32 protein-coding genes and 1 tRNA gene are annotated in these 25,500 nt (G+C 67.2%); 17 read left to right on the top strand and 16 right to left on the bottom strand.

Annotation, left to right across the window (positions count from 1 at the left end):
• Window positions 1-111: 111 nt before the first annotated feature.
• Complete coding sequence (locus NATOC_RS11995) at window positions 112-309, bottom strand: hypothetical protein (RefSeq protein WP_005555160.1); 198 nt, start codon at window positions 307-309, stop codon at window positions 112-114.
• Window positions 310-527: 218 nt separating this feature from the next.
• On the opposite strand from NATOC_RS11995, the gene NATOC_RS11990 reads away from it, so the two are divergent.
• Both NATOC_RS11990 and pheA read left to right on the top strand, forming a co-directional pair.
• Window positions 528-836 carry a non-histone chromosomal MC1 family protein gene (locus NATOC_RS11990; protein WP_049888923.1) on the top strand — a complete coding sequence of 103 codons (309 nt, stop codon included), beginning with the start codon at window positions 528-530 and terminating at the stop codon, window positions 834-836.
• Between the two features lie 133 nt (window positions 837-969).
• A complete protein-coding gene (pheA, locus tag NATOC_RS11985; protein ID WP_015321715.1) occupies window positions 970-1,788 on the top strand; it encodes a prephenate dehydratase in 819 nt (272 codons plus the stop codon).
• Window positions 1,789-1,973: 185 nt separating this feature from the next.
• On the opposite strand, the gene NATOC_RS11980 is transcribed toward pheA, so the two are convergent.
• From NATOC_RS11980 to NATOC_RS23065, 3 genes are all read right to left on the bottom strand, one after another.
• Window positions 1,974-2,047: transfer RNA gene (locus NATOC_RS11980), tRNA-Lys, on the bottom strand.
• 64 nt (window positions 2,048-2,111) lie between these two features.
• The gene (locus NATOC_RS11975; protein ID WP_015321714.1) at window positions 2,112-2,810 is read right to left on the bottom strand and encodes a DUF7119 family protein; all 699 of its coding nucleotides are present in this window, start codon (window positions 2,808-2,810) and stop codon (window positions 2,112-2,114) included.
• Between the two features lie 58 nt (window positions 2,811-2,868).
• Window positions 2,869-3,003 carry a hypothetical protein gene (locus NATOC_RS23065; RefSeq protein ID WP_281170458.1) on the bottom strand — a complete coding sequence of 45 codons (135 nt, stop codon included), beginning with the start codon at window positions 3,001-3,003 and terminating at the stop codon, window positions 2,869-2,871.
• Window positions 3,004-3,472: 469 nt separating this feature from the next.
• On the opposite strand from NATOC_RS23065, the gene NATOC_RS11970 reads away from it, so the two are divergent.
• From NATOC_RS11970 to NATOC_RS11925, 10 genes are all read left to right on the top strand, one after another.
• A complete protein-coding gene (locus tag NATOC_RS11970) occupies window positions 3,473-3,967 on the top strand; it encodes a ferritin-like domain-containing protein (protein WP_015321712.1) in 495 nt (164 codons plus the stop codon).
• A gap of 310 nt (window positions 3,968-4,277) precedes the next feature.
• Window positions 4,278-5,732 (top strand): sodium-dependent transporter, encoded by a 1,455-nt coding sequence (locus NATOC_RS11965; protein ID WP_015321710.1) that lies wholly within the window; start codon window positions 4,278-4,280, stop codon window positions 5,730-5,732.
• Entirely contained in the window at window positions 5,732-6,049 is a 318-nt protein-coding gene (locus NATOC_RS11960; protein WP_015321709.1) for a hypothetical protein, read from the top strand. The genes NATOC_RS11965 and NATOC_RS11960 overlap by 1 nt, the downstream gene beginning before the upstream one ends.
• A 38-nt stretch (window positions 6,050-6,087) precedes the next feature.
• Window positions 6,088-6,561: a ribosomal protein S18-alanine N-acetyltransferase gene (gene rimI, locus NATOC_RS11955; RefSeq protein ID WP_015321708.1), complete on the top strand. Its 474-nt coding sequence runs from the start codon at window positions 6,088-6,090 to the stop codon at window positions 6,559-6,561.
• Window positions 6,562-6,606: 45 nt separating this feature from the next.
• Window positions 6,607-6,984: a DUF5810 domain-containing protein gene (locus NATOC_RS11950; protein ID WP_015321707.1), complete on the top strand. Its 378-nt coding sequence runs from the start codon at window positions 6,607-6,609 to the stop codon at window positions 6,982-6,984.
• Between the two features lie 25 nt (window positions 6,985-7,009).
• A complete protein-coding gene (locus NATOC_RS11945; RefSeq protein ID WP_015321706.1) occupies window positions 7,010-7,426 on the top strand; it encodes a DUF5809 family protein in 417 nt (138 codons plus the stop codon).
• A 126-nt stretch (window positions 7,427-7,552) separates the two neighbouring features.
• A complete protein-coding gene (locus NATOC_RS11940) occupies window positions 7,553-8,119 on the top strand; it encodes an NUDIX hydrolase (RefSeq protein ID WP_015321705.1) in 567 nt (188 codons plus the stop codon).
• Between the two features lie 70 nt (window positions 8,120-8,189).
• Window positions 8,190-8,840, top strand: coding sequence for an NAD-dependent epimerase/dehydratase family protein (locus NATOC_RS22840; RefSeq protein WP_049888760.1), 651 nt, complete (start codon window positions 8,190-8,192; stop codon window positions 8,838-8,840).
• A gap of 113 nt (window positions 8,841-8,953) precedes the next feature.
• Window positions 8,954-9,235, top strand: a complete 282-nt coding sequence (locus NATOC_RS22835) for a hypothetical protein (RefSeq protein WP_049888759.1) — start codon at window positions 8,954-8,956, stop codon at window positions 9,233-9,235.
• 48 nt (window positions 9,236-9,283) lie between these two features.
• Window positions 9,284-9,655: a rhodanese-like domain-containing protein gene (locus NATOC_RS11925; RefSeq protein WP_015321704.1), complete on the top strand. Its 372-nt coding sequence runs from the start codon at window positions 9,284-9,286 to the stop codon at window positions 9,653-9,655.
• Window positions 9,656-9,803: 148 nt separating this feature from the next.
• On the opposite strand, the gene yciH is transcribed toward NATOC_RS11925, so the two are convergent.
• From yciH to NATOC_RS11895, 6 genes are all read right to left on the bottom strand, one after another.
• Window positions 9,804-10,097: a stress response translation initiation inhibitor YciH gene (yciH, locus tag NATOC_RS11920; protein WP_004217450.1), complete on the bottom strand. Its 294-nt coding sequence runs from the start codon at window positions 10,095-10,097 to the stop codon at window positions 9,804-9,806.
• Window positions 10,098-10,164: 67 nt separating this feature from the next.
• Window positions 10,165-12,432, bottom strand: coding sequence for a transglutaminase TgpA family protein (locus NATOC_RS11915; protein WP_015321703.1), 2,268 nt, complete (start codon window positions 12,430-12,432; stop codon window positions 10,165-10,167).
• On the bottom strand, window positions 12,429-13,490 hold the full coding sequence (locus NATOC_RS11910; RefSeq protein WP_015321702.1) for a DUF58 domain-containing protein: 1,062 nt from the start codon (window positions 13,488-13,490) through the stop codon (window positions 12,429-12,431). The genes NATOC_RS11915 and NATOC_RS11910 overlap by 4 nt, the downstream gene beginning before the upstream one ends.
• Complete coding sequence (locus NATOC_RS11905; protein ID WP_015321701.1) at window positions 13,487-14,464, bottom strand: AAA family ATPase; 978 nt, start codon at window positions 14,462-14,464, stop codon at window positions 13,487-13,489. Before NATOC_RS11905 ends, NATOC_RS11910 begins: the two co-directional genes overlap by 4 nt.
• A 194-nt stretch (window positions 14,465-14,658) precedes the next feature.
• Window positions 14,659-14,853: a cold-shock protein gene (locus NATOC_RS11900; protein ID WP_015321700.1), complete on the bottom strand. Its 195-nt coding sequence runs from the start codon at window positions 14,851-14,853 to the stop codon at window positions 14,659-14,661.
• Window positions 14,854-14,966: 113 nt separating this feature from the next.
• Window positions 14,967-15,203 (bottom strand): DUF7573 domain-containing protein, encoded by a 237-nt coding sequence (locus NATOC_RS11895; RefSeq protein WP_015321699.1) that lies wholly within the window; start codon window positions 15,201-15,203, stop codon window positions 14,967-14,969.
• A gap of 90 nt (window positions 15,204-15,293) precedes the next feature.
• On the opposite strand from NATOC_RS11895, the gene NATOC_RS11890 reads away from it, so the two are divergent.
• Window positions 15,294-15,488: a hypothetical protein gene (locus tag NATOC_RS11890; RefSeq protein WP_015321698.1), complete on the top strand. Its 195-nt coding sequence runs from the start codon at window positions 15,294-15,296 to the stop codon at window positions 15,486-15,488.
• A gap of 18 nt (window positions 15,489-15,506) precedes the next feature.
• On the opposite strand, the gene NATOC_RS11885 is transcribed toward NATOC_RS11890, so the two are convergent.
• The gene (locus NATOC_RS11885; RefSeq protein WP_015321697.1) at window positions 15,507-16,565 is read right to left on the bottom strand and encodes a 5,10-methylenetetrahydromethanopterin reductase; all 1,059 of its coding nucleotides are present in this window, start codon (window positions 16,563-16,565) and stop codon (window positions 15,507-15,509) included.
• Window positions 16,562-17,332: a coenzyme F420-0:L-glutamate ligase gene (locus NATOC_RS11880; RefSeq protein WP_015321696.1), complete on the bottom strand. Its 771-nt coding sequence runs from the start codon at window positions 17,330-17,332 to the stop codon at window positions 16,562-16,564. Before NATOC_RS11880 ends, NATOC_RS11885 begins: the two co-directional genes overlap by 4 nt.
• A 113-nt stretch (window positions 17,333-17,445) precedes the next feature.
• Here NATOC_RS11880 and NATOC_RS11875 point away from each other — a divergent pair, with 113 nt between their 5' ends.
• Window positions 17,446-18,762: an NUDIX domain-containing protein gene (locus NATOC_RS11875; protein WP_015321695.1), complete on the top strand. Its 1,317-nt coding sequence runs from the start codon at window positions 17,446-17,448 to the stop codon at window positions 18,760-18,762.
• A 207-nt stretch (window positions 18,763-18,969) separates the two neighbouring features.
• Window positions 18,970-19,899 carry a D-2-hydroxyacid dehydrogenase gene (gene ddh, locus NATOC_RS11870; protein WP_015321694.1) on the top strand — a complete coding sequence of 310 codons (930 nt, stop codon included), beginning with the start codon at window positions 18,970-18,972 and terminating at the stop codon, window positions 19,897-19,899.
• Window positions 19,900-19,976: 77 nt separating this feature from the next.
• On the opposite strand, the gene NATOC_RS11865 is transcribed toward ddh, so the two are convergent.
• The 4 genes from NATOC_RS11865 to NATOC_RS11850 all read right to left on the bottom strand — a co-directional run bounded on the left by NATOC_RS11865 (window position 19,977) and on the right by NATOC_RS11850 (window position 23,338).
• On the bottom strand, window positions 19,977-21,179 hold the full coding sequence (locus tag NATOC_RS11865) for a right-handed parallel beta-helix repeat-containing protein (RefSeq protein WP_015321693.1): 1,203 nt from the start codon (window positions 21,177-21,179) through the stop codon (window positions 19,977-19,979).
• Between the two features lie 242 nt (window positions 21,180-21,421).
• Entirely contained in the window at window positions 21,422-22,207 is a 786-nt protein-coding gene (locus NATOC_RS11860; RefSeq protein WP_015321692.1) for an SDR family oxidoreductase, read from the bottom strand.
• 47 nt (window positions 22,208-22,254) lie between these two features.
• On the bottom strand, window positions 22,255-22,713 hold the full coding sequence (locus tag NATOC_RS11855; protein ID WP_049888922.1) for a Tfx family DNA-binding protein: 459 nt from the start codon (window positions 22,711-22,713) through the stop codon (window positions 22,255-22,257).
• A 133-nt stretch (window positions 22,714-22,846) separates the two neighbouring features.
• The gene (locus NATOC_RS11850) at window positions 22,847-23,338 is read right to left on the bottom strand and encodes a TRAM domain-containing protein (RefSeq protein ID WP_015321690.1); all 492 of its coding nucleotides are present in this window, start codon (window positions 23,336-23,338) and stop codon (window positions 22,847-22,849) included.
• Window positions 23,339-23,538: 200 nt separating this feature from the next.
• On the opposite strand from NATOC_RS11850, the gene NATOC_RS11845 reads away from it, so the two are divergent.
• Both NATOC_RS11845 and NATOC_RS11840 read left to right on the top strand, forming a co-directional pair.
• A complete protein-coding gene (locus NATOC_RS11845) occupies window positions 23,539-24,330 on the top strand; it encodes an electron transfer flavoprotein subunit beta/FixA family protein (protein ID WP_015321689.1) in 792 nt (263 codons plus the stop codon).
• Complete coding sequence (locus tag NATOC_RS11840) at window positions 24,327-25,280, top strand: electron transfer flavoprotein subunit alpha/FixB family protein (RefSeq protein ID WP_015321688.1); 954 nt, start codon at window positions 24,327-24,329, stop codon at window positions 25,278-25,280. The genes NATOC_RS11845 and NATOC_RS11840 overlap by 4 nt, the downstream gene beginning before the upstream one ends.
• The last annotated feature ends 220 nt before the right edge of the window (window positions 25,281-25,500 follow it).

Below are 25,500 nucleotides of genomic sequence, written 5' to 3'. Positions count from 1 at the left end.
GAACGCAAGCGGACGTGACGGCGTGATGGTCCCACGACGCGCGAGAACAGGACCGGTCGGCCGAAACGAACGCAACCGCTAGCAAAACGGAGCTTCGTCCCGGAAGAACGCCTAAAACTCGTGTTCTACTTCTTCCTCATTGGCTTTCTGGATGATGATCTTCCCGTCCCGAACGCGAACGAAAACCTCGTCGCCGATATCCATACCCGCGACTGCGAGTTCGTCCTCGTGGAGGTTCAGATGGACGTTGTGGTAGTTGCCGTCTTCGTCTTTCGCACCGCTTGGACTCAACTTCTTTTTCCGGACCATCGCGGGATTCTAGGTCGCACTTCGCCGTAGGATATACTTAAGTGTTTTCTACGACACAGCAAATGACTCCGGTTCGTGCCCTCGGCCGGCTCGGTTCGAACGGGCCGGACGGCGTCTTCGATCCGCCGACCGTACTTAAATGGGCGGGCGCAGTCCGTCGATTTTGGGGGATATCTTTATGTCGGATCGTGTGCAGAACTGACATGGAGGCCGAAACTATGGTACGTGAAGACGGAAAGCGAAACTTCGCACTGCGAGAATCGGGCGGCGACGAGACCAGCGTCTTCTCGGGAAACACTCCCCGACAGGCGGCGCTCAAGGCGGCTCGGCGCCTCGAGCCGGGCTCGAGCGAGGACGCGGCGGATCGCATCGAGCTCCGGCTCCGCGAGAAGGGTACCGACAAGGTCCACATCTACGACGGCTGGGCGTGGGAGGAGACCGCTCCCGACGACAAGCCCGACTGGATGCCCGAGGAGATCACGGAGGCCAACGTCGCAAAGAAGGGGATCGAACACCTCGAGGAGTAGCGTCCCGAACGGCGACTGTTTTGTGGGGGGATCGCCGCCCGGCCCGTAGGTCGACCGATCGACGGCCCGGTTTCCGTCTGTGAGACGGACCGCTCCGACGCTCTTTTGGCGTGGTCCGGCAAAGAGTGAGCCGATGCGCACAGTCACGCTCGGTCCGGAAGGGACCTACTCGCATCGGGCAGCGAGTGCGATCGCCGACGACGACGAGATCGGTTTCCGACAGTCGGTCACCTCGATCGTCGAGGCCGTCGCGACCGGCGACTACGACCGCGGGATCGTCCCCATCGAGAACAGTATCGAGGGCAGCGTTACGGAGAGTCTCGACGCCGTCGCCGAGTACGACGTCGCGATCGTCCGCGAGATCGTCACTCCGATCCGTCACGCGCTGCTGGCCCAGGGGCCGGCGTTCGACACGATCGCCAGCCACTCCCAGGCGCTGGCGCAGTGTCGGTCCTACCTCGAGCGCGAGCACCCCGACGCGACGCTGGAAGCCGTCGCCAGCACCGCCCAGGGCGTCGAGTTCGCTCGCGACGACCCCTCGGTCGCGGGAATCGGCCACCCCGCGAACGCCGACCTCGAGAACGGGCTTGAGGTCCTCGCCGAGGACATCCAGGACCAGGACTCGAACGCGACGCGGTTTTTCGCGCTCGCGCCCGCCGAGGAGCGCTCGAAGGGCGGCGGGAAGACGACGCTCGTCGTCTACCCGAACGCGAACTACCCCGGCCTCCTGCTCGAGCTACTCGAGCCGTTTGCGGACCGAGATATCAACCTTACTCGCGTCGAATCGCGCCCGAGCGGCCAGCGACTCGGCGACTACGTCTTCCACATCGACATCGAGGCGGGGCTGTACGAGTCCCGGACGACGGAGGCCCTCGAGGAGATCGAGGAACTGGCAACGAACGGTTGGGTTCGTCGGCTGGGATCGTACGATACCGAACACGTCGTCGAGTGACGGGAACACGGGCCACTCCGCTCATCACGAACCGTTCTTCACAGAAGCGGGCCGGGCGCGATTGTGAACTACGCCGAGACATTCCGGGTTGCTCGCTACGCTCGCTTCCCGGGCTGTGACTCGTCACCTTCAAATCGCGCCGGTTCCGTTACCTGTCGCTCACGGATTTGTTCGCGACAGCAAAGCGGGCCGGGCGCGATTTGAACACGCGACCGTCTGGTTAAAAGCCAGACGCTCTGCCAGACTGAGCTACCGGCCCTCGATTTCTACTTTCGGGGAGTATCGGTTAAACGTTTCTCTCTGAGCTTGTGACAGCGAGGATATTAGTCGAAGTACTCATCGAGTGCATCAGTGACGAGTTCGCCGGGATCGACGTCGTTGATAGACGCACGGCGGCGGAGGTCGCGGTACCTCTCCGGGGCGAGCGTGAGCTCGATCCGGCCGAGTTCGACGTCGTACTCCGCTAACGCCCGTGCTATCGGAACGTCGTCGTTGACCGCGCTCGCGACGCTCCGAACCTCTCGGACGGTGAGGCCGCCGTCGAGGGTCGCCCAGGCAAGCAGGAGACGCGCTTCGCCGCCGACGCGGGCGATGTGTTTGGCAGCCGTCGGCGCGATACGGCCGAGCGCGACCTGTTTCCGAACCGATCGGGGGAGGTCGTGGACCCGAGCCCACTTGCGAATGAACGAGACGGTCGCGTTCCCGCCGGCGCGTTCGGCCGCAGCCTTGTAGGATCCCTCGCCGCGGACGAGTGCGGCACAGGCGGCAGCGCCACGAAGCATGTAGAGATGATCGTCGTTGGTATCACCGCTCGCAAACTGGCGGACGGTGTCGGCGGCGTCGGCGAGGCGGTCCGGGTCGTCGGGGTCGAACTGGACGGCCTCGCGGGCGTGTGGCCCGGCGACCGACTCGTCACCTCGAATAACGGGTGCGCCGACCGGCGACTCCCGGTCGGTGGGGATGGGGTCGGGAGCCCCGTCGGCGTCGTCCCCGGTGTGCTTCCGAGAGCGATCGTCAGTCATGACGTAATGGATGGGCCGTGAAGCCAAAAAGAACGAGGTTTTTTGCGGCGCTCAACTCTCATTCGTCTCGCTTTTCGGCGAGGTGTTCCCAGATCTCTGTGCAACCGGCACCCTCTTCCAGTCCGTCGAGGTGTGAATCGTCGGAATCGTCGTCTTCGGTCGGTTCCGGTTTGCAGTCCGGGGAGTGTGCCATGGACATCCGTTGGAAGGCTGAGGGAATAAGTGACGCTTCAGCCGCAAAGGATACCCGTGCTCACCCGTCTCGGACAATGGTGCCGCTATCTCGGAGCATCTACCGACCGGTCGTTCGACGGGCCAGCGCTGGCGACGGTCTGTCAGCGCCGATCGAACGGAGTTTTCGGGCCGAAACCGACGTTCGAACGCTCGGTGTTCCCGATCGACGTCAACTCCAGGTCCGATCTCGCCGGAGACGACACGAGGACTGGTCTCCCGGCTTTCGTAGGCAGAACAAGAGCAGGAAAATTTTACCGGTACGCATGGGGACGAGTGGAGTAGCGCGAACCGGGATGGCTCCTGCGGTGCAGACCGCGGAGGCTCCGGCGTGTTGGGGATTCTCGTTCGAGTGTACCGTCGCTCCACTGCCGCTTGTCCTCGCAGGGAGTCGACTTTTTCTCTCCGCCGGCGGAGACGGTGGCGAAACGATGACAGTCGAAACCATCCAGGAGCTGTTCGAGCACGGTCTCGAGGACGTCTACCACGCCGAGCACGAACTGCTCGAGGCGCTCGCGGATCTCGAGGAAAACACCGAACGGGAGGAGATCTCGTCGGCGTTCGCCGAACACCGCGAGGAAACCGAGGCCCACATCGACCGCCTCGAGGAGGTGTTCGAGATCTTCGGTGAGCCGCCGGAGAAAGAGGAGTGTGAGGGGATCAAGGGCCTGATTCGGGAGTACGAGGAGTTCGTCGACGAGGATCCCTCTCAGGAAGTCCTCGACTATCACAGCATGGCCGCCGCGGAGAAGACCGAACACTACGAGATCGCGGCATACGGAAACCTCATCCCGCTCGCGGATCAGCTCGGGATGGACGAGGCGGCCGACCTCCTCGAGGAGAACCTTCGAGAGGAGCAGGAGGCCCTCGACGAACTGACGGAGCTGACCGAATCCTTCGAGATGGACGCGATCCCCGCGGAATGATTCCATGACCGACGAGACCGACGACGAGCAGACCCAGTACGGCGGTACCGAGGACGAACAGCCTGAAACGTCGATCGACGAAGACGGCGAAGACGACGAAGACGACGAGGAGTAACCGACCCGAAACGCCGGCGGACGACGCCGCGCTCTTTCTGACGTGTGACGGTACGGGAACGTCACGGGCGAACTCCGCCATATCGACCGCGGCTACCAGGTGGCGTCGCCGGGTTCGATTCGCCGTTCCCGAGGTTCGTGCTGGCACATAACACATATAATCCTGGTCGGGGTAGATCCCGCGGAGGGATACAAGATGGCAGACGCCAAGACCGCTCGAGCGGAGTGGGGAACGAGATTCGGCTTCCTGATGGCGATGATCGGCGCGATGGTCGGCGCCGGGAACATCTGGCGGTTTCCGTACGTAATGGGCGAGAACGGTGGCGGCGCGTTCGTTCTTGCCTTCCTGGTCCTGCTGTTCTTGCTTGCAGTACCGGGACTGATGGCCGAGGTCGCGCTCGGCCGCTACACGAACAAGGGCGTCATCGGCGCGTTCCGGGACGTCCTCGGTCGTGGCGGGATGGTCGGGCTCGGGGTGATCGTCCTGCTGGTCAACATCGCGCTGATGTCGTACTACTCGCCGCTGATCGGATGGACCCTGTACTACGCGGTTCACTCACTGCTGTTTACGTTTACTGCAACCGGGTTCGAGGCCGAGCCGTTCATGGAGGCGTTCTTCGCGAATTCGGCCCTGATGATCGGACTCCACACCGTCGTGATGGGTACGGTCGCAGCGGTGCTCCTGCTTGGCATTCGACGTGGCGTCGAACGGCTCGTCGTCTATGCCGTGCCGGCGCTGGTGATCGCGCTCGCGATCATGACGATCCGAGGCCTCACCCTTCCGGGTGCGAACGAGGGGATCGCCTTTACGTTCGGCGTCCAGTGGGGGTACCTGTTCGAGGGGTCGACCTGGATCGCCGCACTCGGACAGGCCCTGTTCTCGACGGGGCTGGGCTGGGGGATCGCGCTGACGGTCGGGAGCTACCTTCGTGAGTACGACGACGTCCCCCTCGGTGGGGGCGTCTTCACCGCGATCGGCGAATCGAGCATCGGGATTCTCGCGGCGCTGGCGATCTTCCCCGTCGTCTTCGCGGTCGGCGTCGAACCCGACGCCGGGGCGGGGCTCGCGTTCGTCTCACTCGTGCAGGTCTTCCCGGAGATTCCCCTCGGCGGGCTCGTCGCGATCCTGTTTTTCGTCGGCTTTTTCCTGGCGACGTTCACCTCGGGAGTGGTCATCACCGAAGTCAGCGTCACGACGCTGGCCGAGGAGACCCGATTCAGCCGGTCCCAGACCGTCCTCGGCGTCTGCGGCGGGATCTGGCTGCTCGGAATTCCGAGCGCCTATTCCGTCGACATTCTCGACTACCTCGATTTCGTCTTCGGTAACTGGGGGCTCCCCCTCGCGACGCTCGCGATCATCGGGATCATCGGCTGGGTCCTCGGTCCCGAACGGCTTCGGCTGCTCGCGGTCAACCGCAACGCCGGGATCCACGTCGGCAAGTGGTGGGATCCCGTGATCAAGTACGTCATTCCGCTGGTCATGATCTTCATCATGGCCTACTACGCCTGGGAGGATTTCGGGTCGGCAGAGATGGTCGGCGGGATGCTCGTCATCGTCCTGTTCCCGATCATCGGCTACGGCCTGATGTCGGTCCTCGAGGGCAGGGGCGGCGGTCCAGAAACGACCGACGTAACCGGAGGTGACGACTGATGGTGCTCACGATCGAAGTCGTCGCGATGCTCGTGTTCACGCTAACGGCGTTCTGGGGTGTGGCAACCTGGGCGCTCGTGCGGACGATGCGCCAGGAGAGTCGAAAGGTCGAACTGCTCGAGCGTCAGGACCGGATCGACACCTACTCGCCGACGGCGCTGGCGGAGCTGCGGGAGTGGATCGAGGACAACCCCGACGATCCGCTCGTCGACGACGCGCGACGGCGCCACAACGAGTGCGTCGAGACGCTCAGAGGGACCGACGACCGATTCTATGACTGGTCAGACGAGGAGATCGACCGTCTCGAGCGGGTCTGAGCGGTAGCTCTTTTATCGCTCGAGGCGGTAGGGCGAGTGTGACGACGTCGGTTTCGCCCGGGGACGACGAGATCACGATCCGGCCCGCCGAGCGCGCTGACCTGCTCGCGGTCGTCCGCATAGAGCAGGCGTCGTTCTCCCAGCCCTGGCCCTACGACGCGTTCGAGCGCTTTCTCGGCGAGCCGGGGTTTCTCGTCGCGACCGAGCCGACGGGTGCGGTGGCGGGGTACGTCGTCGCCGACGTCAACCGCCAGTACGGCCGCAACCGCGGTCACGTCAAGGACATCGCCGTCCGCCCCGACAGCCGGGGCGACGGCGTCGGCTCCGCACTGCTGTCCCGGATCGTCGCCGTGTTGCTCTCTCACGGCGCCGACTCGGTCAAACTCGAGGTCCGGGAGTCGAACGACCCGGCAAAACGGCTCTACCGACAGTTCGGCTTCGAACCGCTCCGTCGGGTTCCGGGCTACTACGACGACGAGGACGCGATCGTGATGGTTCGGAAACTCGAGTGAGCCGCGGTCGGGGACGTTTTCCGCTCGCCGACCGTACCCGCGAGCATGGGATATCGCTGTCCGGTCTGTGACGTCGAGGAGGCCGACGCGGAACACCTCGCGAACCATCTCGCGGTGACCGCCTCGCTCGGGCGCGAGGACCACGCGACCTGGCTCGAAGAACACGCCCCCGGGTGGGCCGACTGTGGCCCCGAGGAGCTCGGCGAGATCGTCGCCGACCACGCGACCGAGGTCGAGACGCCGGAGTTCGACGACCACGATCACGAACGGGGCCGCCCGTCGGGGTTCGAGGACGAACTCGCCCACCAGACCCGCCAGCGCGGGCGCGGGTCGCTAACCGCCGAGGCCGAGCAGGTGCTCCGGGAGGCCCGTGAGCTGACCGAGCGAATGGCCGACGACGCCGACGAAAACGAAAACGCGTAACTGGCAGTCGGCCGATGAACCGCGCATGCAAACGGCGGGGACGTTCACGTTCGAGTCGGTCGAGGAAGCGCGCGAGCAGTACGAGTCGGTTGGCCCCGCGGCCCAGACGGTCGTCCGCGAGGTCGCGAAGGCGATGGCCTTCGACCGCGAGGAGTACGACGAGCGGGTCACCGACGACGTCGTCGAAACCGCCCGCGACGCCCTGTTCGCGAGCCTGCTGGCGGTGCAGGTCGGCTCCCGCGAGGAGTACGAGGAGTGGCGCGAGTCCTACGATGGCGAGGTGACCGAGGTCGGTCACGAGCGGGTCGATCGGGTCGTCTGGCACGCCGCCCCCACCGGCAAGGCCGTCGCCGCGACCTTCCAGGACGAGGCGGACGCCGCCGTCGCGACGCTTCGCCGCCAGGCGTTCGGCCGGCTCTACCGGGACGTCCTCGAGGACTGATACGGGTTGCTGTACCGAGTTCCCGGCGCAACCGCCGCCGGATCGGGGTTGCGTCGGAATGAGGTACAGTAACCCTCTCGAGCCGAGGCGACATCTATTCCGTCCTCGAGCACGCAGGCGTTTCCCATGCCCGACGACGAGTGGGAACTTCTGGAGGAAGCGACCGAGTACGACACCCCCTGGTACGAGGGCGGCTACGATCGGCTCCGCCAACCCGACGGCTCCGAGAAACGGTACTACTGGGCCGACCTCCCGCCCGCGGTCGTCGTGGTCGCCCGGATCGACGCCGACGTCCTTGAGGACGGTGACGGCGACGGCGATCGCCTGCTGTTCGTCGAGCAGTACCGACCGACGATCCGGGAGACCCACCTCGAGCTTCCGGCGGGGATCGTCGAGGACGACGAGTCGTACACGACGGCCGCCGCCCGCGAACTCGAGGAGGAGACGGGGTTCCGTCCCTCGAGCACCGCGCTCCTCCAGGAGTACGCCGTTGCGACCGGCGTGCTCCGTCACGACCGTGCGGTCGTCTACGCCGAGGGACTGGAACCCGGCGAGCGGGAGCTCGACAACAACGAGTTCCTCGAGGTGCGGACGGTTCCTGTCGCCGAGGCCCTGGAGCGCGCCCGCGAGCAGCCGGCCAACGACTCGACGCTGACCGCGCTGTTGCTCGCGAAGGAAGACGGTCTGCTCTGATCGGCGCGGCCGTGCTGGGCCTCATCGTTGCGGCCGTAGCGCCAACCCGGTTCGGCCCCTCCCGGATCGCATGCGCGTCTTCGTCGCCGGTGCGACTGGCGTCTTCGGACGCCACCTCGTTCGCACCCTCGCCGACGGCGGCCACGACGTCGTCGGGCTCGCGCGGGACGAAGCGGGCGAGCGACGGGTCGCCCGGGCCGGCGGAACGCCACACCGCGGGGACGTCCTCGATCCCGCCTCGCTTCATGCGGGAGTCGACAGCGTCGACGCGATCGTTCACGCCGCGACGCGGCTCCCCACCGGTCCCAGGCCGACCGCCGCGGACTGGCGGCGCAACGATCGGGTCCGCCTGGACGGCGCCCGCTCGCTTCTCGCGATCGCCGACTCCGTCGGGATCGACCGGTTCGCGTTCCCGAGCGTCGTCTGGGCCTACCGGCACCCGGACTGCGGTGCAGTCGCCGTCGACGGTCCGCCGAACCCCGACCGGACGACCCGATCCGCGGTCGCAACCGAGCGACTGCTTCGACGCGCCGCGGCCGACGGTGCTCTCGAGGCGACGATCCTCCGGTACGGCTGGGTCTACGGCCCGACGTCGGCACAGACCCGCTCGTTCGGTCGGCGGCTGCTCGGGGGTCGGCTCCCGATCGTCGGCGGCGGGTCCTCGGCCGGCAGGAGGCGTTCGTCTCGCCGATCCATGCGGCAGACGCCGCGCGGGCGATAGTCGCCGCCCTCGAGGACGGCGCGACCGGAACGTACCACGTCGTCGATGATCACCCCGTTACGACGCGAACGTTCTTCGAGACGTTCGCCGACGCGCTCGGAGCCGACACCCCCTTGCGGATCCCCGGCTGGCTCGTCCGCCCGCTGATCGGTCCCGACGCCGTTCGGTTCCTCACGCAGGGGTTCCCCACGACGAACGATCGCTTCGGCCGCGCGGTCGACTGGAGTCCGCGGTATCCGTCCGTCCGTGAGGGGTTCGCCGCGGTCGTCGATCGGTGGCTCGAGCGTGACCTGCTCGACCCGCGTTCCGAGGACGGAGACGCGTGGCAGGAGCCGTCCGCACCCGAACGCGCCTCAGTGGCCGCGGCCGCGACCGAGAACGCGAACCCCGAGTAGCGACCTCAGCCGTGGTGCTTATTCGCGTGCCGTCCCAACCCCGGCCCGATGGACGGCGAAATTTCGACGGAAGAGGTAAAGCAGCTGTTGGACGAAGACGCCGACGTTCGCGTCGTCGACATCCGCGACCAACGCAGCTTCGGACACAGTCGGATTCCGGGCAGCGAGAACCTTCCGTTTCAGGAGCTCTCCAGTCGAGTCGAGGAACTCGAGGACGCCGACCGTATCGTCACGGTCTGTCCCCACGGGAAAGCAAGCGTCCAGGCGGCCCAGCTCATCGGCTCCTACGAGGGGACCGCCGACGCCCGCGTCGAGAGTATGGCCGGCGGGCTCGAGGAGTACGGGATGAAGTACGGTCTCGTTCGCAGCGAGGACGACCGGTCCTCGGGGGACGCCGAGCCGACGGAGTCACCGTTCTGACTGCGATCGACGGACTGCCGGCTCACGGTTTTACTTCGTGACGAGCCGACGGCTCGCCGGCGGTCGGGGTCGTGAAAAGCGGTAGTACGGAAGCGATGCGCGAGTCGGTCGCGGGTTCGGAAGTCGTCTCAGAGCATCGCGGGCTGGATCAGGCGACGTTGAAGCCGCGGTCCCGAAGGAACTCCTCGATGCGACCGGTGTGGTTGCCCTGGAGTTCGATCTGGCCGTCTTCGACGGTGCCGCCGCAGGCGAACTTGGACTTGAGATCCGACGAGAGACTGTCCAGATCGACGTCCTTCGGATCGAATCCTTCGACGATCGTTACCTCTTTTCCGTATCTGCGCTCGTCAATGCGGATGTTGAGTTGCTGTTGTCCCTTGGCTACGTCCTCGCAGACGCAGAGCTCCTCGGGCAGCCCGCACGTCGAGCAGACTTCCGACATTACGATCGAAAGTAGGGAATGCGCATATTAAACACTATCGGGACCTGCGTCCCGTCCGGCGATCTTTTTAATGTAGTCGTCGACGGAGCGACAGTCGCTCCCGCGCGAGCTCGTCGACGATGTCGACCGCCTCGTCGGCCTCCTCCCGATCGACGCCCCCGCCGTAGGTCGCCCGCTCGTAGTGTCGAGCGACCCGTTTCGCGCGCTCGTCGATATCGTGTTCGGCCGACAGCGCCGCCAGATACTGCCGGCTCGACTCGCCGCGACGGCGCGGCCGGTACTCGCGGGCCAGCAGCTCCTCGAGCCGACGGTAGGCTCGTCGGGCGTCCTCGTCGGGCTCGCCGCGGCGGCCGTGCCAGTAGAGCCGAAGCTCCCGGCGGGCCCGCGCGGTCGCGCCGGTGTGTCGAACCGCCGCCGCCAGGCCGACGAGTCCGACGAGCGCAAGCGCGAGTTGCTCGCGGCTGATCGTCACGAGCTCGCTCGGGTCGATGCCGTCGTCGGCACCGACGCTTTCGTCGGGTGCGTCGTCGGTTCCGTCGTCGGACGTTTCGTCGGTTTCGCCGTCGTCGGTTCCGTCGGGTGCGTCGTCGGTTCCGTCGGGTGCGTCGTCGGTTCCGTCGGGCTCGTCGTCGGATTCGGCCTCGGACTCGTTCTCAGCTTCGTCGTCCGAGACCGGGACGTCCTCGCTGTCCTCGGTGTCGACGTCGTCGTGGCCGTCCTCCCGGGCGTCCTCGAGGCGGTCGTTGTGGACGTCCTCGCGGGCGTCGCCCGGGGTCGGCTCGAACGCAACCCAGCCGTGGTCGGGGAAGTAGACCTCGACCCAGGCGTGGGCGTCGAGTCCGCGGACGACGTACTCGCCGTCGTCGATCTCCTGGCCCTCGGTGTAGCCAGTGGCGTACCGGGCGGGGATCTCCTCGGCGCGAAGCAGCTGGACCATCGACGTCGCGAAGTAGACACAGTACCCCTCGTCCATCTCGAAGAGGAACTCCTCGGCGACGTTACCCGGGGGCTGCTCGACGTCGAGCGAGTACGACTTCGACGAGCGGAGGTAGTCTTCGATCGCGACGGCGGCGTCGTAGCGCGTATCGGCGTCCGCGGTCAGCTCGGCGGCGCGTGCCTCGAACTCGTCGGAGGTGTCCTCGGGCAGCTGCAGGTAGTCGTGATCCTCGGTCACGTGCTCGGGGTCGTCGGTCCCCGCCGCGCGGAGCTCGTCGGGATCGGGATCGACCACCACGCTCTCGACGGCGTACTCGTCGCCCGCGACGAGCGTGTCGGCCGGCTGGGGCTGGCCGTGACTCGAGACTTCGGCGTGTCTGGTCGGCGGTCCCTCGAGTTCGACCTGCTGGGCCGCACCGGGTAGCACGCCCAGTTCCGTCTCGGCGGTCACCCGCTGGGTGACGGTCTCGCCCTCGCCGGGCGGACCGTCGATCGAGCCGTCGTACTCCGAGAGCGGACCCGACCGAACCCACTCGTCGCCGGCGAACCGGTCGTAGACCCCGGTGCGCCAGTACGACCGCTCGTCGGACTCGACGGTGAACCGAACCTCCGGCGAGAGATCGACCTGCCCGCTGATTCCGGACCGCTCGCCCGCGGTGTCGATCGTTCCCTCGAGGGTGCCGTCTCCGCCGCCGGTGAACGTCGGTCCAGCGTCCTCGCCGGGAAGGATCGTGACCGACAGCGAGAGGACGACGATCGCCGCGAACACCACCGCGAGCAGGTCGGCCTGGGCGATCGAGCCGCCGCGGCGCTCGAGCTCGCCGAAGCCGACGGCACCGATCGCGCCGACGGTGCCGATCAGGGTGACCGTCGTTCCGGCGTCGCCGGTCAGGACGAGAAACAGCAACGCGAGGCCCGCGGGCACGGCGCTCAGCGCGTACCGGCCGCGAACAGCCAGATACCACGAGAGGAAGGCGGGCCCCGGAGCGAACCCGAGCGTCCAGAGCCCCGCCTCGACCATCCGCAACAGCGGGAGCCCGGTCGCGAGCGCGGCGGTGTCGGTGAGGATCGTCTCGGTAGCCCCGAGCGCGGTGCCGACGCCGGCCCCGCTGGCCTCGAGGTAGTAAGTAAACCCGAGGACGACCAGCACGACCGCCGCGGCCGTCGCGGTTCGGGGCCGGATCGCCCGCGCGAGGATCGTCGCCGCGACGAGCATCGAGCCGACGAGCACCAGCAACGCGTCGGTCCCGCCGACGACCTGGGTAACGTCGCGCAACACCCAGACGTACGAGCCGATCAGCGCCGCCACGCACGCGAGCGCGAGCAGCCGGAACGGGCCGGTTCCGACCGCCCGCTCTAGATCGAGCGAGACGGTTCGCCCGCGAGCGTCGGTGCTCACGCGACCACCTCCCACGAGCCGTCCGCGGACTCGTCGTCCGTCGAGCCGTCCTCGACGCCTCGGCCGTCGACTTCCGTCGATTCGTCGGCGCCACGAAGCCGATCGAACGCGACCTCGCGGTCGTCGACGACGACTCGCGTCCCGGTCGCGTCCGACTGGATCAAGACGTCGGCCTCGGCACGGTCCCCGTCCTCGAGCTCGCGAGTCTCGAAGCGGGCCAGCGACCGAAGCAGCGAGCGGTGGTGTCGACGGCCGTCGTCCGGGGGGTGGTGGTCGGCGCCGACGGTGAGTCCGACCCGCACCTCACACTCGAGCAGGTAGGTCGCGACGCTGGCGACGGCGACGGCCAGCTCGTCCTCGCGGCCGGGGATACACTCGGCCGCGATCGTGGCCGCGCCGACGGTTCCGTCGTCGTCGAACTCCCTGACGACGAGCTCGTCGTCAGGGCGTTTGGCGGCGGCCTTCCAGGAGACGTCCCGGAGCGGGTCGCCACGGCGGTACTCCCGGAGGTGGGTAAACTCCTCGCGGTTCGCCCGGCGCGCGAGATCCGCGAGGACGTCGAGGCCACGCCCACCCGTTCGGTGGAGGTCGTCGATCCGCGGGTAGACGACGACGGTCGTCGTCTCCTCGTCCGCGAAGCGCCGTTCCCAGAGCCCGAAGACGTCCCGGACCGCGATCGAGAGCGGTCCGATTCGGTGCTCGCCCCGGTCCTCGAGGGTCAGTTCGTACTCGGCCGCGGGATCGGCAAGGGTCGTTTCCACGGTCGTGTCCGCCGCCGCGAGCCCGTCGTCGAGCGTGTCGGTGACGGTCGCGGCCGCGCTCGAGTCGCTCTCGATCTCGACGGCGACGGTTCGGCTCTCGCCGGGGAACCCGTCCGGAACCGGTTCCCGTCGGCTCTCGGGTCGATCGGTACGGATCGTCGTGAGCGCGCCGGCGACCAGCACGACCGCAAGCGGGATGACGACGGCGTCGAGCGACCGCGGTCCGTACTGCCAGCTCATCGCGGTGCCGAACGCGACGACCGCGAGGACGCCCCAGCCGCGGCTCGTGGGTCTCATTCGACGCTGGTGCGTTCGAGGGCGTGTGCGACGACCGATTCGCCGTCCCGGTCGCGTCCCTCGGTTCTGATCCGGTGGCTCAGGACGACGGGGGCCTCCGCCTGGACGTCGTCCGGAACGACGTAGTCCCGCCCGTCGAGGGCGGCCCGTGCCTGGGCGGCCCGCAGCAGCGAGATCGTCGCCCGCGGACTGACGCCGATGTGGGCGTGCTCGCGGGTGTACCGCGCCAGCCGCGTCGCGTAGGCCCGGACCGGCTCCTCGACGCGGATCCTGGCGACGGTCTCGCGGGCGCGAACGATCGTCTCGAGGTCGGTCACCGGTTCGAGAGAGTCGATCGGGTGGTGGCCGACCGCGCGTCCGAGCAGCTCTGTCTCCTCGTCGGCGTCGGGATACCCCAGGCTGAGCTTTTTCATGAACCGGTCGATCTCGGCGAACGGCAGCTCGTAGGTCTGGTTGGGTTCGACGGCGTTCTGGGTCGCGATCACGGTAAACGGGTCGGGCAGCTCGCGGGTCTCGCCGTCGACAGTGACCTGCTCCTCGGCCATCGCCTCGAGCAGGGCCGACTGGGTCTTCGGGGGCGCGCGGTTGATCTCGTCGCCCAACACGACGTTCGCGAACACCGGCCCCGCGTTGAACTCGAACTCGCGGGTCTTCTCGTTGAATACGTTGACGCCGGTGACGTCGGCCGGCAACAGGTCAGGGGTAAACTGGATGCGACGGAACGTACAGTCGACCGAGCGCGCGATCGATCGGGCGAGCATCGTCTTGCCGACGCCGGGGACGTCGTCGAGCAGGACGTGTCCGCGACCGAGCACGGCCGTGATCACGTGCTCGATCGCGTCGTCGTGGCCGACGATAACCCGGGAGACGTTCGCCTCGATATCCGCACAGAGCGATTCGAGCGTCGAAAGAGAGAGGGACTCCGGTGCGGACGGCTCGCGGTCGGCCGTGGAGGAGGGGGTCGGCTCAGTCATGGGTCGGGACCAGCTCCGTACGACACCCGGCCGAGTGACTCATGGGTACGTCTTCGGAGAGTTGCGACTATAGGTTTTGTGTCGGTCGGGGTGAGGGTCGCGCTCCTCGTGCTCGAGTCCTTCCGACGACGTTCGGGTTGGCGTTGTCACTCGGGGATCGAACACTCAGAGAACGATACCCCCGCTGTGTCGCCTCAGAGCCGTTCGAGGTCGTTCGCTCGCGGACCCTTCTCGGCTTCCACGATCTCAAACTCGACCTCCTGGCCCTCCTCCAGATCAGGGCCGCCGATGTCTTCCATGTGGAAGAACACGTCCTCGTCCGCGTCCTCGGTTTCGATGAATCCGTAACCGCCAGTGTCGTTGAAGAATGCGACCGTACCTTTCGCCATTGCAGGTCTATAAAGCCGCGACAGAGATATAAATGTTCGGGAGCGTGCGGCCGCTCCGAGGGACATCTACAGAGATACAGCGAGAGTGCCTCGGGGCTTGTCCCCGAGGTACTTCACCAGGACTTGCAGTCCGGACAGACGAACGCGCCGTCGTCGCGCCAGACGCGCTCGACCTCGCGATCGCAGCGCCGACAGCTGTACGACCCCCACGCGTAGGTCGATAGCCCGGTTCCGGCCTCCGTCTCTGTCCCCCGATCCGGTTCCGGCTCGTCGACGCTCCTTCCGTCTTCGCTCCTGTCTCCGTGCTCGGTCGACCCCGTAAACGCCGACAGCGTCTCGTCCTCGGTCATCGGTTCGACCGACGATCGGGAACGGGTTAAGTTCGGCCCTCCCCCGATCGGATCGGCACCGCCAAGTACCACCCCTGACAACACCCACCTATGAACGCCGCCGTAGTGATGAACGTCATCATCGACAACGTCCAGGAGATGAACGAGTACTTCACCGACGTCGCGATGGGCGACGGACTCGCCCCCCTGCTCGTGTTCGTAGGAACGCTGCTGATCGTCTTCTCGGTGGGCGTCTTCGGCGCGTTGACGCTCGGCGCCGTCGGCAACGTCTTCACCTCGAACTGACCGCACTCCGTTTTCGGGCTACGCGACGTCCTCGAGCGCCGCGCTCGCCCGCTCGATCGCGTCCTCGATCTCCGGCCCCAGTGGCGAGCCGACCACGATCCCGTCGACGTGCTCGAGGACGTCCGCGAAGCGGTCGGCGACGGTATCGGTCGTGCCGGCGATACAGAAGCGATCGATCATCCGCGGAGTCACGTGCTCGAACGCCTCGCCCAGCTCGCCGCGCTCGACGGCGTCGCCGACGGCAGCCGCGGCCTCGCGGTCGATGTCGTGGCGATCGATGACGGGGTCAGCCGCCCCGCCGACGATGAAGGCCACGGGCGGTCGGGCCGCCTCGCGGGCCACGTCCTCGTCGGCGGCGACGCTGGTGCTGGCGAACGCGAGCGATTCGAAGGCGCTCTCTCGCGGGTCGCTTCGCTCCCCGCTCGACTGTCCCGAGGCGCTTTGCGCCTCGCTCTCCTCGGGACGATCGTCGAGCCCCTCCCCGATCCGTTCGGCAGCCCACTCGAGGTCGTCGGGGTGGGCCGCGTTGATCAGCACGCCGTCGGCGTGTTTCGCGCTCATCCGGAGCATGTGCGGCCCCTGCGCGCCGACGTAGACGGGCAGCTCGCGGCGATCGAAGTTGAGCGAGGCGTCCCGTGCGGTGAACGTCCCCTCGTGGGTAATCGTCTCGCCGGCCCAGAGATCCCGGGCCACATCGAACGATTCGAGGACGCGCCGGAGCGGTCGCTCGTGGTCGTAGCCGAGATTCGAGAGCGCGGAGCGATCGCCCGCGCCGATCCCGAAGACGCCGCGGCCGTCGCTGATCTCGTCGATCGTCGCGGCCTGGCTTGCAAGCTTTACCGGGTGGGTGTCGTAGGGGTTGACGATTCCCGGCCCCAGTTCGATCGTCTCGGTCGCCTCGGCCATCCGCGAGAGCGCGACGAACGGGTCGCGGTTGAAGTAGTGGCTGCTCGCGAACGCGACGTCGAACCCCTCGCGTTCGGCCGTCGCGGCGAGTTCGCCCATCCGATCGGGCGAGTGTTCCGGCGTGAGTTCGATACCGCTGGTCGGCTCGTTGGTCGTTGTTTCGTCGGTCATGGGTCGAACCTCCAGTTCCGCAGGGCCTGGCGAACCAGGTCGTCCTCGACGTCCCGAAACAGCTCGTCGCTCCCCTCGAGCTCGCCGAACTCCCAGTCGCTGACGACGACCGCGGGGGTACCGCCCGCACCCTCGCCGGTGACGAGGTTCGCGGCGCTTGCCAGCTCGTCGACCACCGACTGGACGGTGACGCCCAGCTCGCGGCCGTCGCGGTCGGGCTCGCCGCGCCAGTCGCGGCTCGCGGACATCCCGGCCCAGCCGAGCGCGACGCCGCGCTGGCCGTGACGGAACGGTCGCCCGCAGGTGTCGGTGACGATCACGGCGACGTCCTCGTGGCCTCGGTCCGCGAGTCCCGCCCGGATGCGCTCGGCGCTCTCGGCCGGTTTGCGCGGGAGCAAGAGGAGATCGTGCTCCGGGACGTTCGAGCGATCGATCCCCGCGTTGACACAGATGTGTCCGAACCGCGTCTCGGTCAGCATGAACGGACACTCGATCAGGAGTTCGGTGCTCTCCTCGAGGACGGCCTGGGCGAACCGGGGATCTTTCTGCTCGCCCGCGGCCGCTCCGATGCGCTCGGCGAGCTCCTTCGCACGACCGCTGACGGGGAACTCCTCGAGGTCCGCCGTCCGTCCCTCTGCCTTCGAGACGACCGTGCTCGCGACGGTGAGCACGTCGCCCGGTTCGAGGACGGCCCGATCGGTGACGAGTTCGGCGAGGTCGTCGCCGGGGCGGACCTCGGGCAGATCCGTGACCGCTGTCAGTTCCATACCGGAGGGTGGGGAAGCGCCGCCAAAAGCGCACCGTCACCGGAGCTTTCGACCGCCCCCGTCGAGCGCGGCGCTCCGAAAGCGACTCCAGGGGGCCGATCGTCCACCCGAGTATGACCGGGACCACCAACGATCGCGACCGTACCCACGTCGTCACCGCCTTCCTCCGACACGACGGTGACGTGCTCCTGTTGTGCCGCAGTGACGCCGTTGGAACCTACACGGGCCGGTGGGGCGGCGTCTCCGGCTTCGCGGAGGGTGACCCCGACGAACAGGTCAGAACGGAGATCCGCGAGGAAACGAGCCTCGAGGACGCCGCCTCGCTGGTCCGTTCGGGCAGACCCGTCGAGTTCGCCGACCCGGAGCTCGATCGGGAGTGGGTCGTCCACCCCTATCTCTTCGACTGCGAGGACCGCGAGGTCGAACTGAGCGAGGAACACGACGCCGCCGAGTGGGTTCCCCCGACCGACATCGTGGTCCCCGACTCGGGCTACGAGACGGTCCCGCAGCTCTGGACGGCCTACGAGCGGGTCGCGCCGACGGGACGCTCGATCGCGGCCGACGACGAACACGGCGCGGCCGCGCTGTCGATCCGTGCCCTCGAGGTGGTTCGTGACCGCGCCGGGCTACTCGTCGCCGAGCGCGCGACCGACGGCGCCGAGGCCGACGAGGAGTGGGACGAGCTCGCAGAACTCGCCCGTCGGCTGCTCGAGGCCCGCCCGTCGATGGCCGTCCTCCGGAACCGCGTGAACCGGACGATGGCCGACGCCGAGGCCGCAGCCAACGGGACACAGGCCGGCGCCCCCGAGGTGCTTGCCGCGGCGCTTGCGGGCATCGACCGCGCCCTCGAGGCCGACACCGAGGCCGCGGCGACCGCGGCCGACGTCCTCGAGGGCAGCGTCATGACCGTTTCCCGGTCGGGTACCGTCCTCGAGGCGATCCGGGCGGGCGACCCCAGACGCGTCCTCGTCGCCGAATCCCGCCCCGCCCGGGAGGGCGTCGCCGTCGCCGAGACGCTGGCCGAGGACGTCCCCGTCACGCTCCACACCGACGCGGCCGCGGCCCACCTGCTCGCGACCGAGGACGTCGACCGCGTCCTCGTCGGCGCCGACACGATCCGGGCCGACGGTGCCGTCGTGAACAAGACCGGGACACGAGCGCTTTCGGTCGCTGCCGTCCGCGAGGACGTCCCGGTGACGGTCGTCGCGGCCACGGACAAGCTCTCGACCCGCGCGGAGCTGAACCTCGAGTCCGGCGACCGCTCGGCGGTGTACGACGGCGATGCCGACCTCGACGTGGCGAACCCAACCTTCGACGTAACCCCGCCGGACTGCGTGACCGAGGTCGCGACCGAACGTGGGCGCCTCGATCCGGAAGGACTCGAGGACGTCGTCGAGGAGCTGCGCGAGCTCGAGGACTGGCGGTCGTAACGGGCTCGGAAGACGGCGACCACCGACCCGTCGAACTCGTTCGGCAGTCCGTTGCGTGGGGTTTTTGCGTGCGACCGGCGTACTCCCGGCCGTGGCGGCCGTGACGAAGTGTTACCCCCACCGAGCCCCTTGTGACGAGGGATTTTCTCCGAGCCGCCCACATCTTCGTGCAAAGCTTGATCCTCGAGTCGTTCGTACCGGTCGGCCATGCAACCCGACATCGAGCGACTCGGCGTCCACGACTCCGTTGAATCGGTGTTTCCGCCGTCGGAGCTCGCGGACTCCCTCTCGGACCTCCCCGTCGAGGTCGCCGTTATCGGCGACGACGAGATCGACTCCTGTGACGCCGTCGTCACCCTCGAACATCGCGACGCCTTCCTCGAGCTGGCGTGGATCCACTCGATCCAGGCCGGCGTCGACCGCTTCCCGTTCGACGACCTCGAAGAACGCGGCGTCCTGTTGACCAACAGCACCGGAATCCACGACCGGTGGGTCGGCGAGACCGTCGCGAGCTACCTCCTTGCCTTCGCCAGACGGCTCCACGAGCACGTCGCGAACCAGCAGGAGCGCCGCTGGGAACAGCCCGCGTGGGACGACGGCTTCACCCTCCCGGGGACGACCGCCTGCGTCGTCGGTACCGGAACACTGGGCAGCGGCGTCGCCGAGGTGCTTGGCTCGCTGGGCGTTCGGATCACGGGCGTTCGCCGCTCGGGCGACCCCGTCGAAGGGTTCGCGGAGGTCTACGCGAGCGAGGACCTCGAGGACGCCGTTGCCGACGCCGACTTCGTGATCGTCACGCTCCCGCTGACCGAGGCCACCCGCCACCTGTTCGACGCCGACGTCTTCGGGGCAATGGCCGACGACGCCTACCTCGTCAACGTCGGCCGCGGTCCGGTGGTCGACGAGGACGCCCTGATCGACGCCCTCGAGGCGGACGGCCTCGCGGGTGCGGCGCTGGACGTCTTCGAGACCGAACCGCTCCCCGCGGAGTCGCCGCTGTGGGAGATGGACGAGGTGATCGTCACGCCCCACTGCGCGGCGTTCACCGAGGACTACTACCGGGCTATCGGGGACCTCGTTCGGGAGAACGTCGAACGGTTCGCCGAGGGCGAGGCGGCGACGAACCGGGTTGTGTAACTCCGGGTTCGAGCGCGACGAGCCCCTTCGAGGAGTCTTTCGACGCCGACGCGGCGTCCTCGCCGAGGTCGGAGCGACTACTCGGTGGTGTACCCGACGCTGTTGTTCGTCCCCTCGTCGATGAACTCCGCGTCCTCGTTGTCAGCGAGGACGTTTCCGTCCCCCGTGTTGTCGGCCGATTCCTCGTCGAGCAACAGCCCCGCCTGGCCGTTGTCGGTCGCGACGTTGTCCTCGAGTGCGTACGCACGGCCGCTGACCCGGATTCCGGACAGTTCGTTCGCCGAGGCCGTGTTCGCCTCGAGACGACCCTCTTCGCCCTCGACGGTGATCCCGAACGCGGCGCTGTCGGTGACCTCGTTCTCCCGGAGCAGGTTCTCGGCGCCGGAGATCCTGCAACCGAATCCTCGCGTGTCGCGCACCTCGTTGCCGACGAGTTCGTTCCCCGTTCCTGACACCTCGACGCCGACCATGTCGGCTCCCGTAACGGTGTTGTCACGGAGCGTGTTCTCGTCGTCCTCTCGAAGGACGATGTTCCGGAAGTTATCGCGGACGGTGTTTCGCTCGATTTCGTTGTCGTCCGAACTGTCGAGTTCGACGCCGATCTGATTGTCGTCGAACGTGTTTTCCTCGATCGCGTTCCGGTTCGAGTGGAGCAGTTCGATTCCGCGACTGAGGGGATGGCTCCCGTCGCTGCTGGTGTTTTCCGTGATCGTATTCTCGTCCGACTCGAACAGCGCGATTCCTCGCCACCCGTTTCGAACCCCCTCGTTGTCGACGACCGCGTTCGAAGTCGACGATTCGAGACAGAGACCGACGTTGTTCTCGCGGGTTGTCGTTGTACTGATCCGACCGTTTCGTACGCGAACGAAGTGAACTCCCGCTTCGAAGTTCTCGACGGTCACGTTCGTCACGGTCACGTTCGAGAGCGTTCCTGCACCGGGCGATGCCGTCCCTACACCGGCCGTCTCCGGATTCGGACGGTCAGGATTTGGAAGCGGACGGTCGCCGGGTCGAGTGATCGTGTGTCCGCGCCCGTCGAGCGTGACGTTGCTCGCTCGGATGGTGAGACCCGATTCGTCCTCGGGCGCCGTCAGATCATCGCCGAGGACGTAGTCACCCGGTTCGGTGATCGTCGTACACTCCGTGATGACGGTCGGGTCGTCAGATTCGTCGGCGCTGGCGCTCGTGCCGAGCGCGACCAACCCCGCCGTGGCGACGGTTCCTTGACGCAGAAGCGTTCGTCGACCGAGACTCGACGCCGTTGTGCTGTCGTCTCGCATAGTCGAATGCCGAGACGGTGCCCGTATTGTTACCGGCTATTTATACACTTTCGAAACAGTTGGTTGAGCGAGAACTGGTCGAAAAGTTATAGGAAGAATGAAACAAATAGAATAGGGGTTACGAGGGGGTGAACCGTCGAAACGGCGGAGCGCGAACGCAACCGAGGAAGCGCTTTCGAGGCGTTCGCGCCACGCTTCGTTCGAGCGATCGCGGTGTGGACCACCGCCACGCGACCGCCGACCTAGCTTCGCAACAGGCCGCCGTCGATCGGCACCTCGGCGCCGTTGACGAAGCTCGCCCGCGGGCTCGCGAGGAAGGCGACGACCTCGCCGAGTTCCTCGGGGTCGCCGATGCGATCCATCGGGATGTCGCTGGCCATCTCAGTCAGTCCCGACTCGTAGTCCGCGTAGTCGCCGCGGTCGACCCGGGCCTCGACGAGCTCCTCGATGCGGGGCGTCTCGATCGTCCCCGGCAGGACGGCGTTGGCGCGTATTTCGGGCGCGAACTCCCGCGAGACCGTCTTGACCAACCCGATCACGCCTCGGCGTACGGAGTTCGACAGCAGGAGGCCGTCCGCGGCCTCTCGGACAGTCCGGGAGGTGATACAGGTGATCGTCCCGTGTTCGGAGTCGAGCAGGTGGGGGTGGGCCTCCTCGATCGTCCAGACGACACTCATCACTAGCAGGTCGTAGGCCTGGTACCAGTCCTGTTCGCTCGTCTCGAGGAAGGTCGTGCTCGGGGGACCGCCCGCGGAGGTCACGAGGTGATCGAGGCCGCCGAACGTCTCGACGGTCTCGTCGACGAGCCGCGAGACGTGATCGGGATCGGTGATATCGGCCTCGAGGGCCAGCACCTCGCCCGCCGCGGTCGCCTCGAGTTCCTCGCGTGCGTCTGCGAGTCGGTCGGCGTCGCGGCCACAGATCGTCACGTTCGCTCCCGCCTCGGCCAGCGCCCGGGCGCTCGCGAACCCGAGGCCGCTCGAGGACGCCGTTACCAGCGCGGTCGTTCCGTCGAGTTCGAGCTCCATACCGCGACTGACGGACGCCCCGTACAAAGCCCTCCGGACTCCGGCAGTCACTCCTGGTGGCGCACTCGGACGACGCCCTCGGCGCTGACGCTGACGGTCAGCGGGGCGGCGACCTGCCGGCCCGTGATCGCGTTGCCCGCGGCGTCGCTGACGACCTTCATCAGATCGGGGGCAGTGTGGTCGACCTTGACGCCGGCCTCGTCGCAGGCCTCGTAGACGAGCTGGGGGACGTCGTAGAGGTCGGTCCCCTCGGGGACGCGCACTCGCACTGGCGCCTGGAGCGCCTCGGCGAACGCGACGGTCTCTCTCGCTTTCGCGACGTTCTCGCGGGCGCTGGCCTCGATCGAGGAGACGTTCGCGCGGGAGGTCCCCAGCGCGTCGGCGATGTCGGCCTGAGAAACGTCCCGTTCGCGCAACGCGAGCACCTGCGCCTGTCGGTAGGTTAACACGCTGTCGTCTGGATCGAAACCGATCTCCTCGAGGACGGCCGCGACGTCATCGATCACGGCGATCCCCTCCGGCCGCACTCGGTAGGGCTCGCGTCGACATACGAAACAGTAGCCGTCGGCGGGATGAAAGCTCCCACGGTCGCGGGTCGATCTGGACGGCGCTACAAGGTGGCTGTCCACTCGGTAGGCGCTACGATCCCCAGAAGTTCTCGCGGCTTCCGAGCCGTTCGCGCTTGGCCCTCGCGTTCGATCCGTCGGTCGTGTCTGTCGACGCGTCGTCGGCCGCGTCCGCCTCGGCTTCGGCGTCGTCGGCGTCGTCCTCGGCGTCGTCGTCGGCGTCGTCCTCGTCCATCGGTAGCAGCTCGAGCTTTTCGGCGCGAGCGTGGTTGCTGTGGACCTGCGTCACCTCGACGCGGGCGCGCGCTTCCGGGAGGACGCCGTCGACCAGCACGATGAATCCGTCCTCGGTTCGTCCGACGCCGGCGCCGCTCTCGTGCATGTCGACGACGTCGATGACGATCTCCTCGCTGGGTTTGACGGGCTGGGTCTTCAGGTCCTCGATCGGCTGGTTGTAGTGGTTACACCACTCCTTCCCACCCCGATCGCCGTAGTGTTGACAGCCCATCCCCGAGATACGCTCGGAGAAGCTCGGGCAGTCATCAGCGAGTGGACAGTCTGCCATGCGGCGTACTACCGGCGGCGTCGTTAAACCGTTTCCGTCTCGAGACTGCCGACTGGCCCGTCTGCCGCTTGATCCGTCACCAGGACGCGCAACGCGTGCCGAACACGCGTCCCGTTCTTGGAACGAACACCGAATCAACTGGAACTTCGTGACACGGTGTTTCGAAAACGTTTACGGGTGGGGCGTGCGATCGATAAATGATGAAGATCCTCGTAACGGTCAAGGAGGTCTCGACCGTCGAAGACGAGTTCGAGATCGAGGGAACGACCATCGCCGACCAGTACCTCGGCGCCGATCTCAACGAGTGGGACGACTACGCCGTCGAGGAGGCCGTCCAGCTCCAGGAAGACGGGATCGCCGACGAGGTCGTGACGGTGACGATCGGTCCCGAGGACTGCGAGCAGACGATCCGCCAGGCGCTCGCGAAGGGCGCCGACCGGGCGATCCGCGTCTGGGACGACGCTCTCGCGGACGTCGACCTGCTCGACGTCGGCGCGAAAACCGAGATCCTCCGGGCGGTCGTCGAGGCCGAGGACCCGGACCTCGTCCTGACGGGCGTCCAGTCGGGCGACGACAGCTGGGGCGGCACCGGCGTCTCCCTGGCCGAGGAGCTGGGCTTCGAGTGGGGCGCCGTCGTCAACCACCTCGAGCACGATCTCGAGGACGGCGTCGCCTCGGTTCGACGCGAGCTCGAGGGTGGGGTCGAGGAGCTGACCGAGATCGAGCTTCCCGCCGCCCTGACGATCCAGACGGGGATCAACGAGCCCCGCTACGCCAGCCTGCGCGGGATCCGGCAGGCCCAGCGCAAGGAGCTCGACGTCCAGACGCTCGGCGACCTCGGCGTCGACGAGGGTGCCGTCGAGGGTGCGGTGACGGTAACGGAGATGTACGAGCCCGAAAGCGAGAGCGACGCCACCGTCTGGGAGGGCAGCGCCGAGGAGACCGCCGCGGAGCTCGGTGAACTGCTCCGCGAGAAGGGGGTGGCACCATGACTGATGTACTGGCCGTAGCAGACCACCGCCGCGGCGAGCTGCGCGACGTCAGCTACGAGGTCATCACGGCGGGTCGTCAGCTGGCCGACGAGACCGGCGGCGAGCTCCACGTCGCGGTCATCAGCGGCCCCGTCGAGGAGTTCGCCGAGAAGCTCGACCGAAACGGCGTCGACGCCGTCCACACCGTCGAGTACGGCGAGGAGTTCAACCACGACGTCTACACCCAGACGCTTACGCAGCTCTACGACGACCTCGCACCCCAGTACGTGCTGGCGCCCAACAGCGTCAACGGACTCGACTACGCGCCCGCCGTCGCGAACGCGCTGGATCTGCCGATCGTCACCGACACGGTCGCCCTCGAGACCGACGGCGACACCCTGACTGCGACCCGCGAGATGTACGGCGGCAAGGTCGAGACGACCACCGAGCTGACCGGCAGCGCCGTCGTCACGATCCGCGGAGCCGAGTGGCCCGGCGCCGAGGGAACCGGTAACGCCGCGATCGAGGAGTTCCACGCCGAGATCGACGAGGACGCCGTCCGCTCGACGGTCACCGGCTTCGAGGAGGTCGGCGGTGGCGACGTCGACATCAGCGAGGCCGACGTCCTCGTCTCCGTCGGTCGGGGGATCGAGGAGGAGGAGAACCTGGAGCTCATCGAAGAGCTCGCGGACGCACTCGACGCGACGATCTCCTCGTCGCGTCCGATCGTCGACAACGGCTGGCTGCCCAAGAACCGCCAGGTCGGCCAGTCCGGGAAGGTCGTCACGCCCGACGTCTACATCGCGATCGGCATCTCGGGTGCCGTCCAGCACGTCGCCGGCATGAAGGGGTCGGATACGATCGTCGCGATCAACACCGATCCCAACGCCCCGATCATGGATATCGCCGACTACGCGATCCACGACGACCTCTTCGAGGTCGTCCCCGCACTTACCGAAGAGTTCCAGTAACTGTTTCGCACGAGCGGTGCGCGGTTCGAAGTGAGCCCGTGAACGAGAACCGCGACAACCGAACGGACGTGAAGCGTCCGTGAGGGAGCGAGTGCGGTCTTTTTGGTCGAGATTTTTGCACGAGAGGTCACGAACGAAGTGAGTGACCCGAGTGGAAAAAGGTCGTTCTGACGTCGTCCCCGCACTTACCGAAGAGTTCCAGTAGCCGACCGTCCGGCTC

It is taken from the genome of Natronococcus occultus SP4, from assembly GCF_000328685.1.
In the GTDB taxonomy this organism is placed as follows: Archaea; Halobacteriota; Halobacteria; order Halobacteriales; family Natrialbaceae; genus Natronococcus; species Natronococcus occultus.
This window is presented reverse-complemented; position numbering and strand designations above follow the sequence as displayed.